A 14975-nucleotide genomic window follows, 5' to 3' on the forward strand; every position below is an offset into this window, starting at 1 on the left:
TTTTCCTTTTATCATTTAACTTTAGAAAGATGAGTGCATAACTTTCCATCAAGTTTTGAGATTTTCAGAGATCGTTGAATAATGAAGTATAATGAAATAAAACAAAAAACGAGCACTTTCGTACTCGTTCTCTGATATAAACTACTGATTAAAGTGAGTTTACGTCAACTTTGATACCAACACCTTGAGTAGTTGTGATAGTCAAGTTTGTTACGTAAGTTCCTTTAGCTGTAGCTGGTTTTGCTTTTTGGATTGTTTCGTTGAAAGCTTTGAAGTTTTCAACCAATTTTTCAGCTTCAAATGATACTTTACCGATGATTGCTTGAACGTTACCTGCACGGTCAGCACGGTAAGTGATTTTACCACCTTTAGACTCTTCAACTGCTTTAGCAACATCCATTGTTACAGTACCAGTTTTAGGGTTTGGCATCAAGTTACGTGGTCCAAGGACACGTCCAAGACGTCCAACAAGAGCCATCATATCAGGTGTAGCGATAACTACGTCGAAGTCCAACCAACCGTCGTTGATTTTAGCAACAAGGTCATCTTCACCAACAAAGTCTGCACCAGCAGCTTTTGCTTCTTCTGCTTTTGCACCACGTGCGAAAACAAGAACGCGTGAAGTTTTACCAGTACCGTTTGGCAATACCATTGCTCCACGGATTTGTTGGTCAGCTTTTTTAACGTCGATGTTCAAGTTGTAAGCAACTTCTACAGTTGCGTCAAATTTTGCAAAGTTAGTTTCTTTTGCAAGTGCTACAGCTTCTTCTACGCTGTATGCTTTTGTGCTGTCGATTTTCTCAAGAGCAGCACGAAGTTGTTTGCTTTTTTTAGCCATTTTCTATTCTCCTTGTAAGTGGTTCAATCGATTTTCATCTCCCACGTCACTCCTCGAAATGATGAAGTCTTGCGGGTTTTCAGTCTATTAGACTCTTTTCCTACGGCCTTAAGTTCCCTTGCTGTACCCAAGTACAAGCTTCAGTCACTTGCCTAGTATGAAAAGCAACTAATAAACTGCTGTGAGATTTTCTACTATGTTATTGATTAGTCAACAACAGTGAATCCCATAGAACGAGCAGTACCTTCGATCATACGCATTGCAGACTCTACGTTTGCTGCGTTCAAATCTGGCATCTTAGTTTCTGCGATTTCTTGTACTTGCGCACGAGTAACTGTAGCAACTTTAGTTTTGTTAGGTGTACCTGATCCTTTTTCAACACCTGCAGCTTTTTTCAAAAGAACAGCAGCTGGTGGTGTTTTAGTGATGAAAGTAAATGATTTATCTTCGTAAACTGAGATAACAACTGGAATGATCATACCAGCTTGGTCAGCTGTACGAGCGTTGAACTCTTTTGTGAATCCCATGATGTTGATACCAGCTTGACCAAGAGCAGGTCCAACCGGTGGAGCTGGTGTAGCTTTACCAGCAGGGATTTGCAATTTTACAAGTTTTTCGACTTTTTTAGCCATTTTTAAATCCTCCTTTGTGGTTTTGGCGGTAATTAAAGATTTTTACCTCCCACAAGTATGCTTTACACATACTCATCTATTATACACTATTTATCTAGAATTGCAAGAGAAAAGTTTATTTTTAATCGACATAATCTCCGCCTTCAAAGCCGAAATATTCTTCCAGACTGAGTCCACTCTCAGCAATTTCTTTGGCTTCTTTTCCGACATATCGAAGATGCCATTCCTCAGCCATATAGCCTGTTTCCTTTTCCTTACCTTTGAGATAACGGACAACAAAACCATAATCAGCCGCATGGTCCAAGAGCCATTGAGCCGCTTTTTCTTCAGTTACCAATTCTCCATTTGTGCTAATCACATCGAAGGCCAAACCTGTTTGGTGTTCACTATAGCCAGGTCGGGCAGAGTAACGGTCAGCGGCAGCCTTTCCATCTTGGTTGATATAATCTTGATAGAGTTTGGTCTGAGTTTCATAACTTCTAAAACCACTGTAATGGTCGCTAATTGGGAATCCTGCCTCTTGCATCGCTTTGATAAGTTTGACCAACTCAGCCTTGGCTGTTGGATTTTCCCCTGGGTTATAGTCTTTCGACAAAGGATAGTGTTTATTTGCTACGATGATTTCATCGTATTTCCCTTGGATGCTGTAGTAGTCTCCTTTGTTAACCACTTCTGCTTTTTTCTGGGTAGCTCCTTGAGACTTACTTCCTACTGTTCCATCAGCTTTAGCAGTTTGTTCTGTCTTAGCTGCTCCATCTTCATTTTTTGCTTTTTCTTGTGAACAAGCTGCTAGACTCAAGGCTAGCAAGGCTGTCAAGATAAGGTATCTTTTTTTCATTTCTACTCCTTTATTTCTAATAGTTTATCTACTTCTAATGATAAACGTTTGACTAATCTTTTAATCTCATCCGGTTTTGCTTGGCAGGTTTCTGCTGTCATTTCTTCAAAGGGAACCCACCAGACTGGACCACGTTCTTTGAGACCGTGTCCATTCATATCACCTCTTCGTCTAGGAAACAGATGCCAATGAAGATGGGCATCGCCATTTCCTAGCAGTTCGATATTCATTTTCTCAGCAGCAAAGGCCTTAGCAACTGCCTCTTGGACTAAACTCATTTCTTCTAGAAAACGTATTCTAGTTTCCTTATCTAAATGATGCAATTCGGTGACATGTTCCTTGGCTAGAAAGAGACTATAGCCTGCAAAATACTGATGGTCTCCAACCACAAGATAGCCTGTTTCCAACTCTTTGACAAAATAGGGATTTTCTCCCTTCTTGATGAGCTCAATTCTCTGGCAAATCAAACACATATTAGTCTACCAATGCGCTCTTAAGATAAGCATCAACCATACGCTCCGTTGCGACCACCGAGTCAATATGAGTACGCTCATAAGAATGGCTAGACTCGATACCAGCACCGAGAAGGGCATGTTTGACTTCTGCACCTGCAGACATAGCCGCTGAAGCGTCTGAACCATAAAATGGATAGATATCCAGCTTAAATGGAATATCTTGCTCTTTAGCCAAAGCAACCAAGTGTTGCCGGAAGTCATAATGATAAGGTCCAGAAGCATCCTTGACACAGATAGACACTGTATATTCGTCTGTTTGCTGATCATCTCCCATAGCTCCCATATCCACAGCCAGATATTCTACCACCTGAGCAGGAATATTAGAATTAGCACCGTGGCCCACTTCTTCAAAGACTGAAAAAGCAAAATGGGTTGTTACAGGCAACTCAATCTTCTCTTCCCTATAAATACGAAGCAGGTTAAGCAAAATCGCTGCGCTGACCTTATCATCCAAATGACGAGATTTGATAAAACCAGTTTCCGTCACGACCGTTCGTGGATCAAAACTGATAAAATCACCGACCTCAATCCCCAAGGCACGAGTTTCTTTTTCATTGGTTACTTTGGCATCCAAACGCACTTCCATATTGTCCTGAGTGCGTTCAGCAGTTCCAGCATCTTTGTAGACATGGCAAGAAGTTTGGTGGATCAGGATGGTTCCTGATACCTTTTGACCTGTGCTAGCTACATGAACGGTACAGTTTTCTCCTTCAATCATGTTCCAAGGAAAACCACCGATACGGTCCATTTTGAGACGGCCGTCTGGTTTGACAGCACGGACAATAGCACCCAGCGTATCTACATGGGCAGTCACATAGCGATGCTCTTCATCATTTTGACCTTTAATGGTCACATTGACACCGCCCTTAGCTGTGCGAACCGGCTGGTAACCAAAACCTTCTAGAGTCTTGACTAAATAGTCCGAAATCTCACGAGTGAAGCCCGTTGGCGACGCAATGGCGGTCAGTTCTTTGATATATTCTACTGTTTGATTCATTTCTTCACCTCTTTTGCTACCTATTATAACACATTTATCATCGGATAAAAAAAGAAAATCACTCCTGTAGACTTGGCTACAAAAGTGATTTTAATGATTATTCCATTTCAAAAACATCGCTTTCTTGCTTGTTTGGCAGAACCAATGAGAGCAAGATTCCGACAATAGCTGGTACTAACCATGGGAGTGACGCCTTGGCAAAAGGAAGAGCGTTGACAAGGTTTGCAAGAAACTCAACCTTAAACGAGCTTCCTAATACACTTGCAATGGCAATAGCTGTAACAACAGCAATTGTCAACTGCATACCTGGTTTTGAAAGAGCTACAAATTTGTTAACAATGACAATCATAACGATAGCAATCGTGATTGGGTACAAGATAACCAGTACAGGGATTGAGTACTTGATAATCGCATCAAGACCCAAATTGGCAATAGCAAATCCAATCAAGGTAAAAGCTGTCGCATAAACCTTGTAGCTGATTTGTGGGAAGCGTTCATTAAAGAACTCAGCTGTTGACACAATCAAACCAACTGTTGTTGTGAAGCAGGTTACAGTAACCATAGCTGCAAGGAAAAGTTGGGCTGTTGAGCCAAAGATTTCTTGAGTAGCTTGTGACAAAATGTAAACACCTGGTGTTCCACCCTTCATCGCTTCAGCTGGTACTGGGAAATGATTTCCAAGGAAACCTAAACCGATGTAAAGAGCGCTGAAAGCAAGGGCAACAACGATACCAACCACCCAAATAGTCGAAATGTATTCTTTCTTACTTGAGAAGCCAAGTTGTTTCAAGGTTTGAACTGCGATTACACTGAAGGCAACTGAGGCAAGAGCATCCAAGGTATTGTAACCTTCTAGGAAACCTGTACCAAAGGCAGAAGCTTGATAAGCAGCTGAAGCAACTTGAGGACTTGTTCCACCGTATTTGAAAGCTCCTAGAACAACCAAGATAACAATCAAAATCGCAAAGACTGGCGTTAAAATACGGCCGATACGGTCTAAGATTTTTGATGGATTAAGCGAAATTAGATACGCCGCTGCAAAGTAAAGAACCGTAAAGACAATCAAGCCAAGTCCTTTATTTGCATCCGACAAAAGAGGGCTAATCCCTACCTCGTAAGCTGTTGTCGCAGTACGTGGGATGGCAAAGAATGGACCAATTGACAAATAAAGAACTGAGAGGTAAAGAGTCGCAAACCAAGGCGCTATCTTTGTTGAAATCTCGTAGATATATCCTTTAGGATTTAGCGTTCCAATAATAAGAGTCAAGACGGCGATACCGACACCTGAAAAGACAAAACCTGCGATGGCAGGAAGAAAATGTTCTCCAGATAGAGCACCTAGAGAAGGCGGAAAAATCAAGTTCCCCGCACCAAAAAATATTCCAAACAGGAGTAAACCTGTTAGGGCACCTTTTTTAGCCATGAAAATCTCCTTCATATTTATAAAATACTGACCTAGTATATCATGAATAGGAGTATGAAAAAAGCTTCACGAAGTAAATATTGAATGTTTTCAAGATTCTTAAAAATGAGAATTGTCTAAAAATAAAATCCCCTACCCAGTCCACGCCAAGTAGGAGAAAATTCTAATGTTTATACTCTTCGAAAATCTCTTCAAACCACGTCAGCTTCACCTTGCCGTACTCAAGTACAGCCTGCGGCTAGCTTCCTAGTTTGCTCTTTGATTTTCATTGAGTATTAAAGTTCTTCAAAGGCCATCATGCCACCTTGTACATTGATAACCTCATAACCTTGTTCTGATAAGAATTGGCAAGCACGCGCCGATCTCATTCCAGATTTGCAAATAACATAATGTAACTGATCCTTGTCCAATTGATCATAAATATCAGCTAATTGACTCAGAGGAAGATTTTGAGCACCTTCTAAATGAAGAGCTTCAAACTCATCCACTTCTCTCACGTCCACTAAAGAAAGTTGGTCATTTTGGTAAAGCTGGTAAAATGCGTCAAAGGTTATTTCTTTCATTCTTTTTCTCCTAATACTCTTCGAAAATCTCTTCAAACCACGTCAGCGTCGCCTTACCGTACTCAAGTACAGCCTGCGGCTAGCTTCCTAGTTTGCTCTTTGATTTTCATTGACTATAAAATGGTTTTAATTCTTTTTTTCAAATCTGGCACCACTTCTGACTCAAACCAAGGATTTTTGGCCATCCAGATTTGATTTCGCGGTGAGGGGTGAACTAAAGGAAAATACTCTGGCAAGTAGTTCTGGTAATGTTTTACCCGTTCTGTCACCTTGCCACTGATTTTCTCCTTTAAATAGTAGGCCTGGGCATATTGTCCAATCAAGAGGGTCAATTGAATATCTGGTAATTCTTGCAAGAGCTGCGGATGCCATTTTTCAGCAAAGCCAGTTCTCGGTGGCAGATCACCTGACTTGCCATGCCCTGGAAAGTAAAAATCCATAGGCAAGACCGCAAAATAACCTGAATTGTAAAAGGTATCTTCATCCACACCTAGCCACTCCCGCAAGCGGTCACCACTCTTATCTTTCCAGTAAAGGCCTGCTTCTTGGGTTTTAAGACCAGGCGCTTGACCGATGATATTGATGCGAGCAGTCTTTGGCGCTGCAAAGAGAGGCTCGATGCCACGCTTTGTATAGCTGGCATTCTGCGGATCTTCCATAATAGCCTGCTTGATTCTTTCAATTTGAGACATCTACTTTCCCTCCAAAAAGAAGTCTAAGCATACAATCTCAGACTTCTATCGTTTTATTTGATCAATTCGTAAATAGCTTCGGCATAGATTGCTGCAGCTCGGAAGAGATCGTCCAAGGCGATAAATTCATTGGCTTGGTGCATGGTATCAATTGAGTCTGGGAACATGGCACCGTAGGCAACCCCACGTTCGAGTAAGCGACCAAAGGTACCACCACCGATAACTTGTTCATGACCTTGAAGACCAGTTTGTTTTTCATAGACATTCAACAAGGTTTGCACAAGTGGATCTTCCATTGGCACATAGTGAGGGGTATGACCGTGTTCAGAAAGGCTAACAGAAGCAACTGGCAAGTTTTCAAGGATTGACTTGATTTGCTCTGGACTTGTTCCTTTTGGATAGCGGATATTAAGGGCAATGGTATTATCAGCGCTTGTTTCATCAAAGCGGAAGACACCCGCATTCATAGAAAGGGCACCCATCTTTTCATCCACATGAGCAATCTTGAGATTTTCACCCTCATGGTCGTTCAAGAGAATCTTACCAGCGATGTCAAGGTAGTCTTTAGCTGGACCAGCAAAGTCAAACTGGCTGAGGAAGAGGGCTAGGTAAGTCGCACCATTGACACCTGAAGCAGGCATAGCACCGTGGGCTGATTTACCAATGATCGTCACCTTGTATTGGCCAGCTTCTTCTTGGAGTTCTCCTCTAAGTTTGTGTTCTGCAACAAAGGCATCTAGTTTAGCTTGCAAGTCAGCCAAACCACCTGAAACGACTGCTGTTGCTGATTCTGGCACCATATTTTCACGCAAACCACCTGTAAAGCTGTGAAGACGAGCGACTCCATTGTTTTCTCCTGCAAAGTGGAGGTATTCAGTAATATTTCCTTTTTCACCATTGATGATAGGGAATTCAGCGTCTGGAGAGAAACCAAAATCTGGTTTTGCAAGTCCTACGTGCTCGAAATAGTAGTCCATATCTGCCCAGCCTGATTCTTCATCAGTTCCGACGATGAAGCGAACTTTCTTAGAAGTTGGAAGGCCCAACTCTTTGATGATTTTCAAACCATAGTAACAAGCTGTTGTAGGACCCTTGTCGTCCGAAGCCCCACGCGCATAAAGGCGACCATCTTTGATAGTTGGTGTGTAAGGGTCTGTGTCCCAACCGCTACCAGCTGGCACCACGTCCATGTGGGCAAAGATTCCGAGAACTTCTTCTCCATCACCAAACTCAAAATGTCCTGCGTAGTTGTCAACATTTTTAGTTGGGTAGCCATCGCGGTCTGCGATTTCAAGGAATTTTTCCAAGGCTTTTACTGGACCAGGCCCAAATGGATGCTCAGCATCAACCTTGCTATCATCACGTTCTGAGTTAATTTCCAAAAGGCTAAACAAGTCAGCCAAGAGGTCTTCTTTGCGTTTTTCTACTTCTGCTGTAAAATCAATTGTTGTCATTTTTTTCTTCTTTCTATCTTTTCTCGATGATTTCATCTACTGGCAAGCGGTAGCTTGGTTCCAATTTTTCGTCTGTGTATCCCACTGTAATCAAGAGTTCTGGGCGGAAGCGGTCTTCGATTTCCAAAACTTCGTTGACTTTTGATTTGTCAAAACCAAGAATCAAATTTGATCCGATTCCTTGGTCTGTGAGAGCCAAAACCAAGTTCATAGCAACCAAACCTGCATTGAGGGCTAGGTAGTCGCTGACTTGCTGTTCATTGTAACGGGCAAATTCCGCAGGTAAATTTTTCATGAAGTATTGAAGTTGCTCTTCTGAGAAATTGTTAGCACCACCAACTCGGGCAATCTTACGAGCACGTTTAGCCAAATCTGTGTCTGTAAACAAGGCAATAGTTACAGGTGCTGATGATACATGTTCAAAGTTTGAACCGTAAGCCAATTTTGCTAGTTCGGCATTTTTCTCACGAACCACCACAAATTTCCAAGGCTGGCTGTTGTGGGCACTTGGGGCCAAGGTTGCAATTTCGATAGCCGTACGCACATCTTTTGGATCCACTGGCTTATCAGTGAAATGCTTAGTCGCATGACGTTTTTTATTTAATTCAAGAAATTTCATAATCGATTTCCTTTTCTAATTCTACTGCTTCCATTCTACCATAATTTGAAAGAGCTTGCAGAGATTTTCCATGATTAAGTTTTTTCTATCACAGACATAAAAGATATATATTGGTTCATCAGGAAAGTTTCTGATAAACTAACAAGTACTTTACATTTGAATGGAGACATTATGAAAAAATTTAGCCTTTTACTACTCATCTTCCCATTTTTAGTTGCCTGTGGAAATCAAGCTACACCGAAAGAAACCAGCTCTCAAAAGACAATCGTCGTTGCTACAGCTGGCGATGTGCCACCATTTGACTACGAAGATAAAGGCAATCTGACAGGCTTCGATATTGAAGTTCTAAAAGCAGTAGATGAAAAACTCAGCGACTACGAGATTCAATTTCAAAGAACTGCCTGGGAGAGTATCTTCCCAGGACTTGATTCTGGTCACTATCAAGCAGCAGCTAATAACTTGAGTTACACAAAAGAGCGTGCTGAAAAATACCTTTACTCACTTCCAATTTCGAATAATCCCCTCGTCCTTGTCAGCAACAAGAAAAATCCTTTGACTTCTCTTGACCAAATCGCTGGCAAAACAACTCAAGAGGATACCGGAACTTCAAACGCTCAATTCATCAATAACTGGAATCAAAAACACACTGACAATCCCGCTACAATTGATTTTTCTGGCGAAGATATCGGTAAACGAATCCTAGACCTTGCTAACGGAGAGTTTGATTTCCTAATTTTTGACAAAGTATCCGTTCAAAAGATTATCAAGGACCGTGGCTTAGAACTTTCTGTGGTTGACTTGCCTTCTGCCGATAGCCCCAGCAACTATATCGTTTTCTCAAGCGACCAGAAAGAGTTTAAAGAGCAATTTGATAAAGCACTCAAAGAACTCTACAAAGATGGAACACTTGAAAAACTCAGCAATACCTATCTAGGTGGTTCTTATCTTCCAGATCAATCTCAATTACAATAATACTCTTCGAAAATCTCTTCAAACCACGTCAGCTTCGCCTTGCCGTACTCAAGTACTGCCTACGGCTTGCTTCCTAGTTTGCTCTTTGATTTTCATTGAGTATAAGATATATTAAAAACGATTGGACTGCCAATCGTTTTTAGTCTGCACAATTCTATTCAGGAAAAGAAGGTCTCTTTTAATCATGCCCAGTTTCCGTTTGGTAATCTACTCTTTCTTCCGCCACTTGAGCTAATTCCTCTTCTTCCTGCGGGTTCAACTTCCTCTGCACAGCCTCTGCAACAGCTCTAGGTACTCCAACTTCGACAATCTCATCCACACTGGCTTCCTTGATTTTGATCAAAGACTTGAAATGCTTCATGAGATTCTGCTTGCGTTTAGGTCCCAGACCGTCAATTCCATCCAGTTGTGATGAAAAGGAATTTTTGGAGCGCAGTTGGCGATGGAAAGTGATGGCAAAGCGGTGCACCTCATCCTGGATACGTTGGAGCAGGAAAAATTCCTGAGAATTGCGAGATAACTCCACCACCTCAAGTGGATCTCCAAAAAGCAATTCATGGGTTTGGTGCTTGTCATTTTTTTGCAAACCTGCAATGGGAATATCCAAACCCAGTTCCTCTTGTATGACCTGTTTGGCAATATTGACTTGACCTTGTCCCCCATCGATGACAATCAAATCTGGAGGAGTCAAACCGTCACGCTGTACTCGACCATAGCGCCTGCGAATGACTTCTCTCATACTGGCATAGTCGTCTGGCCCGACTACGGTTTTTATCTTATACTTACGGTAATCCTTCTTACTAGGTTTTCCGTTGACAAAGACTACCATGGCTGAAACAGGGCTAGTTCCCATGATGTTGGAGTTATCGAAGGACTCGATACGGACAGGGGTCGGGATTTGGAGCAAACGTCCTAGATTTTCAATAGCCCCTTGGGTCTTTTCGACTGATTTTTCTAACAAATTGAACTTCTGCTCTAGACTGACTCGAGCATTCTTTATAGCCAAATTGACCAGTTGCTTTTTCTCTCCACGCTGAGGCTTAAGAATCTTGGTGTCTACCAAAGCCTTGACAGCTTCTTCGTCAATATCCTGCGGAATCAGTACCTCATTGGGAACTAGATGAGATTTTTCTTGATAAAATTGTCCCACATAGGTCAAGAAATCCTCATCCGGATCATTATAATAGGGGAAAAGATTAACGTCTCGCTCAATGAGCTTGCCTTGACGGACAAAGAAAACCTGGACACACATCCAGCCCTTGTCCACATAGTAGCCAAAGACATCGCGATTTTGGAGATCCTTAGCCATGACCCGTTGCTTGGTTCGAAGCGTTCCAATAGCCTGAATCAGGTCACGGTATTCCGCCGCACGTTCAAACTCCATAGTCTGAGCCGCCGCCACCATCTTGCCCTTTAGGTCATCAATGATTTTGTCATCTTGGCCTTTCAGAAAATCAGAAACCTCCTGAGCCATAGACTTGAAATAGGCCTCATCCTTCTTACAGATGGTATGGGCCATACATTGACCGATATGGTAGTAAAAACAGACCTTAGACGGTGGATTCGTACACTTACGAAAAGGGAAAATTCGATCTAGCAACCTCTTGATTTCATTGGCTGCCCCCACATCTGGATAGGGACCAAAGTAGAGACCTCCGTCCTTCTTGACCTGACGAGTGATAATCAAGCGAGGATAGCGCTCATTAGTGATTTTGATGAAGGGATAGGACTTATCATCCTTGAGCATGATATTGTATTTAGGCTTATTTTCCTTGATCAGGTTGATTTCTAGGAGAAGGGCCTCAATATTAGACTCAGTAACGATAAATTCAAAATCCACAATTTCAGATACCAGAGCCTCTGTCTTAGTATCATGACTTCCACGGAAATAAGACCTCACGCGATTACGCAGATTTTTAGCCTTTCCCACATAGATAATGGTGCCGTTTTTATCCTTGTGAATGTAGCAACCAGGGCTGGTTGGCAAGAGCTCTAGTTTTGATTTAATCAAGTTGTTCATAATTCCATTATAGCAAAAAAGTAGGGAAAGATTATTCCCTACTCACTAGTCTCATATATTTTTCGAAGGTTTGCAACATCCACTTCCTGGATACCATAAAAGGAACCAGCAGGTTGCATGACAGACTTTTCATCTGTATGGTCCAAGCCAATCGCATGCCCCAACTCATGTTCTGCTGTATGGACAATGCGCTCATAGAAATAACCATAATTTGGATTGGATAGATAATAATGATTCAGGCGCACCGTTACAGACAAGAATTGCCCCGTCAAGAGATTGGTCTGACTTTCCGCTTCTCCTGCCACAGGAGTACCTCCGTCATTCATCTCCGTAGCCAAGATATCTGCCTTGCTGGACTCAGTCACAAGTTCAAAATGAAAGGCACCAGTTTGATTCCAGTTCTGAATTGCTTCTAAATATGCCTCTTGAAAGCGTGAATCCATCTGCGGATCCAAGTAAATACGAGCAGAAGCCTGTGCCCATCTTCCTTCAGAATGCTGGTGGCTATCTGTCTGGTTCAACTTAGGCAGTTGCCCTGTTTTTTCCCATTGGTCGATACTTTGTTGACCAATCTTTGCTGACCGCTCTGCTTGCTTTAGCGCTTCTTGAAAATCCCCATTCAGATACCAGAGAAGTCCAAAAGCAAGACCACATAAAAGCAAAACAATCCAAATCAGGCACCAGAACAAACGCCACACAAAAGAAAAGAAAGCCCCTATCAAACGAAAAATCCAGCGCATGTCCCTCCACCTTTCTAGCAAATAAAGTCTATTTTACTAAAACAAGCTGAAAGAAAGCTAAATTATGACAATCTCTCTTCTAATTTGAAATCAATTGGCAGAGTTGCTAGAAACCGTTCCAATTGTTTTTCCCAATAATACCACTCGTGAGTTCCAGCGCTATGGCTATAGGTCACATCAAATCCTATTTTTTTGAGGTTTTTCACTGCCAGATTATTGGCTGCATACAAGAAATCCTGTTCACCACACCAAGCCCAAAGCTTGGTCTTTTTGTCCGATTTTTTAGCCAGACTTTCTAGAGAATAGGTGCTAGCTGTCCAATCCTTAATCTCCCCAAACACACCTCTCCAATAAGCCGGTGTTCCCAGATTTTGGCTCTCAGGAGAAAAATCTTGAAAACTAAGGGCACCTGAAAAGCTAGCTGCGTAAGAAAAACGATTTGTAGCAAGAGCCAATTTGAAGCAACCATAGCCTCCCATAGAAAGACCAGCGATAAAGGTCTTTTCACGCTTACTGGTCATGTTAGGGAAGAAGCGTTTCAGAATCTGTGGCAATTCCTCTGCTAGAGCTGTGTAATAATCAAAACCATACTGGGTATCGGTGTACCAACCATTACTGGTATTGGGCATGACGACGATGAGATTGGTTCCTCGAAGTAAGCGTTCTACGTTGGTCCGCTTGAGCCAACTATTATGATTGCCAGACATCCCGTGCAAAAGGTACAAGACGGGAATGTCTTTACACTCTGGTTCTTCCACTCGATTGGCATCGGGGTAAAGAACATTCACTCCCCACTCCATATCCAAAACTTGTGAGTAATACTCAATTTTCATTACTGCCATATTTTTTCCTCTATTTTTCTATAAGAAAAAGCCGAAACTCGACTTTCTCCCTGTTTATTTCAACGATTATTTTGCTTCCATGACTACTGGTAAAATAGCTGGACGACGCTTGGTTTGGTCAAAGAGATACTTGGTCAGATTATCCCGAACCTTCCCTTTAAGGTCTGCCCAGTCAAAGTCATCTCCTTGAAGATAGTCTTCTACCGTTTGGTTAATCAATTCTGAACTTTCACGGAGAATATCGCGACTCTTCTTGAGATAAACAAATCCGCGCGTATGAACACGAGCCTTGGCCACAATTTTCTTCTCACGACGGTTAACTGTAATTGCTACGATGAAAATACCGTCCTCTGACAAGACCTTACGATCACGAAGAACCACATTACCAACATCACCAATGGCATTCCCGTCAATCAAGACATCCCCTGCTGAAACCGCGCCAGCTGGGACAAAGTCTCCATTCTCATAAGCCATGCTGGTTCCCTTTTTAGGGATGAAAATACATTCTGGCAACATCCCAACTGCCATAGCAGCCTTAGCATGGGCATCCAACTCACGGTATTCCCCTTGAATCGGGAAGAGATACTTGGGTTGCAAGAGATTGATCATCAACTGCAAATCACGCGCATTTCCGTGCCCTGACACACGCAAGCTTTGAGTGATCAGTTTGACAACCCCACCAGCTTGGTAAATCATGTTTTCCACACGCGCCACGACCGCTTCCTTGGCGATAGACGGAGTGGTTACGATATAGACCAAATCACCGTCCTTGATTTCCACATAACGGTGGCGACCAATCGACATCTTGCGAAGACCATTGATAGGCTCACCCATACGACCTGTCTCAAGGATAATCAACTCATGGTCTTCAAAGCGAGACATATCTTTTGGCTTAATCAAAAGACTTTCGTTGGCTAAAGACAACTTCTTAAGGCGAATAGCAGTGCGGACGATATTTTCAATATCAAATCCTGTCAAGACCACACGACGGCCTGTTGCATCCGCAGCGTCAAACACCTGCTGGATACGAGAGAGGTTGCTGGCTACTGCTGCAACAATGATACGACCATCCCAGTCCGAAATGGTTTGAGTGATTTCATCCCCAACTTCACTTTCGCTAGCCACTTGGATATTGCTATCTGCATTGGCTGAATCGCTAAGAAGAGCTAGAACTCCATCACGACCGATTTCTGCCAAACGAGCGAAGTCTGTCGCATAGGATTCACTAGCTGTCTGGTCAAATTTGAAGTCGCCTGTATAAACGATACTACCTTCAGCTGTCTTCAAGACAACACCCAGACTTTCTGGGATAGAGTGGGTCGTACGGAAGAAGGACACCACAGTTCCTCCAAAATCAATCTCCGTATCCTCATCGATGACATGGAAATCATTGAATTTCTTAACCGCATCATTTCCTTTGACAAAGAGTTTGGCCAACTCAATGGTCAACTCGGAGCCAAATACAGGTACCTTGGCTTCAGCCAAGAGATAAGGCAGAGCACCAATAGCATCCGCATGTCCGTGGGTCAAGAAGACGCCAGCGATACGGTCGCTATTTTCAAAAAGGTAATCCATGTTTGGAATGACTACATCCACCCCTAGTTGTTCATTTTCAGGGTATTTCAGACCTGCATCCAAAACGAAAATAGATCCATCGATTTCAGCGATATACATATTTTTCCCGTTTTCACGTACACCACCAAGTGTTGTTAAACTAATATTACTCATTTTTCCTCCGAAAGCTTAATTTATCTTGATTATAGGGTTGCTTACCCTCTTATTCTAAAAGCACTATTACTTTTATACTCTTCGAAAATCTCTTCAAACCAC

General features: G+C 42.3%; 15 protein-coding genes. 1 reads left to right on the forward strand and 14 read right to left on the reverse strand.

Features of this window, described 5'->3' with window-relative positions:
* Positions 1-148 precede the first annotated feature (148 nt).
* From rplA to N8L39_RS07865, 10 genes are all read right to left on the reverse strand, one after another.
* Positions 149-838, reverse strand: coding sequence for a 50S ribosomal protein L1 (gene rplA, locus N8L39_RS07820; RefSeq protein ID WP_001085675.1), 690 nt, complete (start codon positions 836-838; stop codon positions 149-151).
* A gap of 206 nt (positions 839-1044) precedes the next feature.
* Entirely contained in the window at positions 1045-1470 is a 426-nt protein-coding gene (gene rplK, locus N8L39_RS07825) for a 50S ribosomal protein L11 (protein WP_001085807.1), read from the reverse strand.
* Between the two features lie 121 nt (positions 1471-1591).
* The gene (ldcB, locus tag N8L39_RS07830; RefSeq protein WP_261010639.1) at positions 1592-2308 is read right to left on the reverse strand and encodes an LD-carboxypeptidase LdcB/DacB; all 717 of its coding nucleotides are present in this window, start codon (positions 2306-2308) and stop codon (positions 1592-1594) included.
* Between the two features lie 2 nt (positions 2309-2310).
* Positions 2311-2781: an HIT family protein gene (locus tag N8L39_RS07835; RefSeq protein WP_261010638.1), complete on the reverse strand. Its 471-nt coding sequence runs from the start codon at positions 2779-2781 to the stop codon at positions 2311-2313.
* A gap of 1 nt (position 2782) precedes the next feature.
* Positions 2783-3820 (reverse strand): M42 family metallopeptidase, encoded by a 1038-nt coding sequence (locus tag N8L39_RS07840; RefSeq protein ID WP_261010637.1) that lies wholly within the window; start codon positions 3818-3820, stop codon positions 2783-2785.
* A 97-nt stretch (positions 3821-3917) separates the two neighbouring features.
* Entirely contained in the window at positions 3918-5243 is a 1326-nt protein-coding gene (gene brnQ / locus N8L39_RS07845; RefSeq protein ID WP_001074582.1) for a branched-chain amino acid transport system II carrier protein, read from the reverse strand.
* A 275-nt stretch (positions 5244-5518) separates the two neighbouring features.
* Positions 5519-5806, reverse strand: a complete 288-nt coding sequence (locus N8L39_RS07850; protein ID WP_033685413.1) for a rhodanese-like domain-containing protein — start codon at positions 5804-5806, stop codon at positions 5519-5521.
* 113 nt (positions 5807-5919) lie between these two features.
* On the reverse strand, positions 5920-6498 hold the full coding sequence (locus tag N8L39_RS07855) for a uracil-DNA glycosylase family protein (RefSeq protein ID WP_261010636.1): 579 nt from the start codon (positions 6496-6498) through the stop codon (positions 5920-5922).
* Between the two features lie 53 nt (positions 6499-6551).
* On the reverse strand, positions 6552-7952 hold the full coding sequence (gene pepV / locus N8L39_RS07860; protein WP_261010635.1) for a dipeptidase PepV: 1401 nt from the start codon (positions 7950-7952) through the stop codon (positions 6552-6554).
* A 13-nt stretch (positions 7953-7965) separates the two neighbouring features.
* Positions 7966-8571: a nitroreductase family protein gene (locus N8L39_RS07865; RefSeq protein ID WP_261010634.1), complete on the reverse strand. Its 606-nt coding sequence runs from the start codon at positions 8569-8571 to the stop codon at positions 7966-7968.
* 171 nt (positions 8572-8742) lie between these two features.
* Between N8L39_RS07865 and N8L39_RS07870 the strand changes: the two genes are divergently transcribed.
* Positions 8743-9543, forward strand: a complete 801-nt coding sequence (locus N8L39_RS07870) for an amino acid ABC transporter substrate-binding protein (RefSeq protein WP_261010633.1) — start codon at positions 8743-8745, stop codon at positions 9541-9543.
* 178 nt (positions 9544-9721) lie between these two features.
* On the opposite strand, the gene uvrC is transcribed toward N8L39_RS07870, so the two are convergent.
* The 4 genes from uvrC to N8L39_RS07890 all read right to left on the reverse strand — a co-directional run bounded on the left by uvrC (position 9722) and on the right by N8L39_RS07890 (position 14873).
* A complete protein-coding gene (gene uvrC / locus N8L39_RS07875) occupies positions 9722-11563 on the reverse strand; it encodes an excinuclease ABC subunit UvrC (protein ID WP_261010632.1) in 1842 nt (613 codons plus the stop codon).
* Between the two features lie 38 nt (positions 11564-11601).
* Positions 11602-12303 (reverse strand): M57 family metalloprotease, encoded by a 702-nt coding sequence (locus N8L39_RS07880; protein ID WP_261010631.1) that lies wholly within the window; start codon positions 12301-12303, stop codon positions 11602-11604.
* A gap of 62 nt (positions 12304-12365) precedes the next feature.
* Entirely contained in the window at positions 12366-13145 is a 780-nt protein-coding gene (locus tag N8L39_RS07885; protein WP_261010630.1) for an alpha/beta hydrolase, read from the reverse strand.
* 66 nt (positions 13146-13211) lie between these two features.
* Positions 13212-14873, reverse strand: a complete 1662-nt coding sequence (locus N8L39_RS07890) for a ribonuclease J (RefSeq protein ID WP_261010629.1) — start codon at positions 14871-14873, stop codon at positions 13212-13214.
* Positions 14874-14975 lie beyond the last annotated feature (102 nt).

This window comes from Streptococcus mitis (assembly GCF_946190285.1).
Classification (GTDB): Bacteria; Bacillota; Bacilli; order Lactobacillales; family Streptococcaceae; genus Streptococcus; species Streptococcus mitis_CP.

Coding starts and splice junctions, on each gene's coding strand:
- rplA (WP_001085675.1), bottom strand. CDS start 838: ATGGCTAAAAAAAGCAAACAACTTCGTGCTGCTCTTGAGAAAATCGAC.
- rplK (WP_001085807.1), bottom strand. CDS start 1,470: ATGGCTAAAAAAGTCGAAAAACTTGTAAAATTGCAAATCCCTGCTGGT.
- ldcB (WP_261010639.1), bottom strand. CDS start 2,308: ATGAAAAAAAGATACCTTATCTTGACAGCCTTGCTAGCCTTGAGTCTA.
- N8L39_RS07835 (WP_261010638.1), bottom strand. CDS start 2,781: ATGTGTTTGATTTGCCAGAGAATTGAGCTCATCAAGAAGGGAGAAAAT.
- N8L39_RS07840 (WP_261010637.1), bottom strand. CDS start 3,820: ATGAATCAAACAGTAGAATATATCAAAGAACTGACCGCCATTGCGTCG.
- brnQ (WP_001074582.1), bottom strand. CDS start 5,243: ATGGCTAAAAAAGGTGCCCTAACAGGTTTACTCCTGTTTGGAATATTT.
- N8L39_RS07850 (WP_033685413.1), bottom strand. CDS start 5,806: ATGAAAGAAATAACCTTTGACGCATTTTACCAGCTTTACCAAAATGAC.
- N8L39_RS07855 (WP_261010636.1), bottom strand. CDS start 6,498: ATGTCTCAAATTGAAAGAATCAAGCAGGCTATTATGGAAGATCCGCAG.
- pepV (WP_261010635.1), bottom strand. CDS start 7,952: ATGACAACAATTGATTTTACAGCAGAAGTAGAAAAACGCAAAGAAGAC.
- N8L39_RS07865 (WP_261010634.1), bottom strand. CDS start 8,571: ATGAAATTTCTTGAATTAAATAAAAAACGTCATGCGACTAAGCATTTC.
- N8L39_RS07870 (WP_261010633.1), top strand. CDS start 8,743: ATGAAAAAATTTAGCCTTTTACTACTCATCTTCCCATTTTTAGTTGCC.
- uvrC (WP_261010632.1), bottom strand. CDS start 11,563: ATGAACAACTTGATTAAATCAAAACTAGAGCTCTTGCCAACCAGCCCT.
- N8L39_RS07880 (WP_261010631.1), bottom strand. CDS start 12,303: ATGCGCTGGATTTTTCGTTTGATAGGGGCTTTCTTTTCTTTTGTGTGG.
- N8L39_RS07885 (WP_261010630.1), bottom strand. CDS start 13,145: ATGGCAGTAATGAAAATTGAGTATTACTCACAAGTTTTGGATATGGAG.
- N8L39_RS07890 (WP_261010629.1), bottom strand. CDS start 14,873: ATGAGTAATATTAGTTTAACAACACTTGGTGGTGTACGTGAAAACGGG.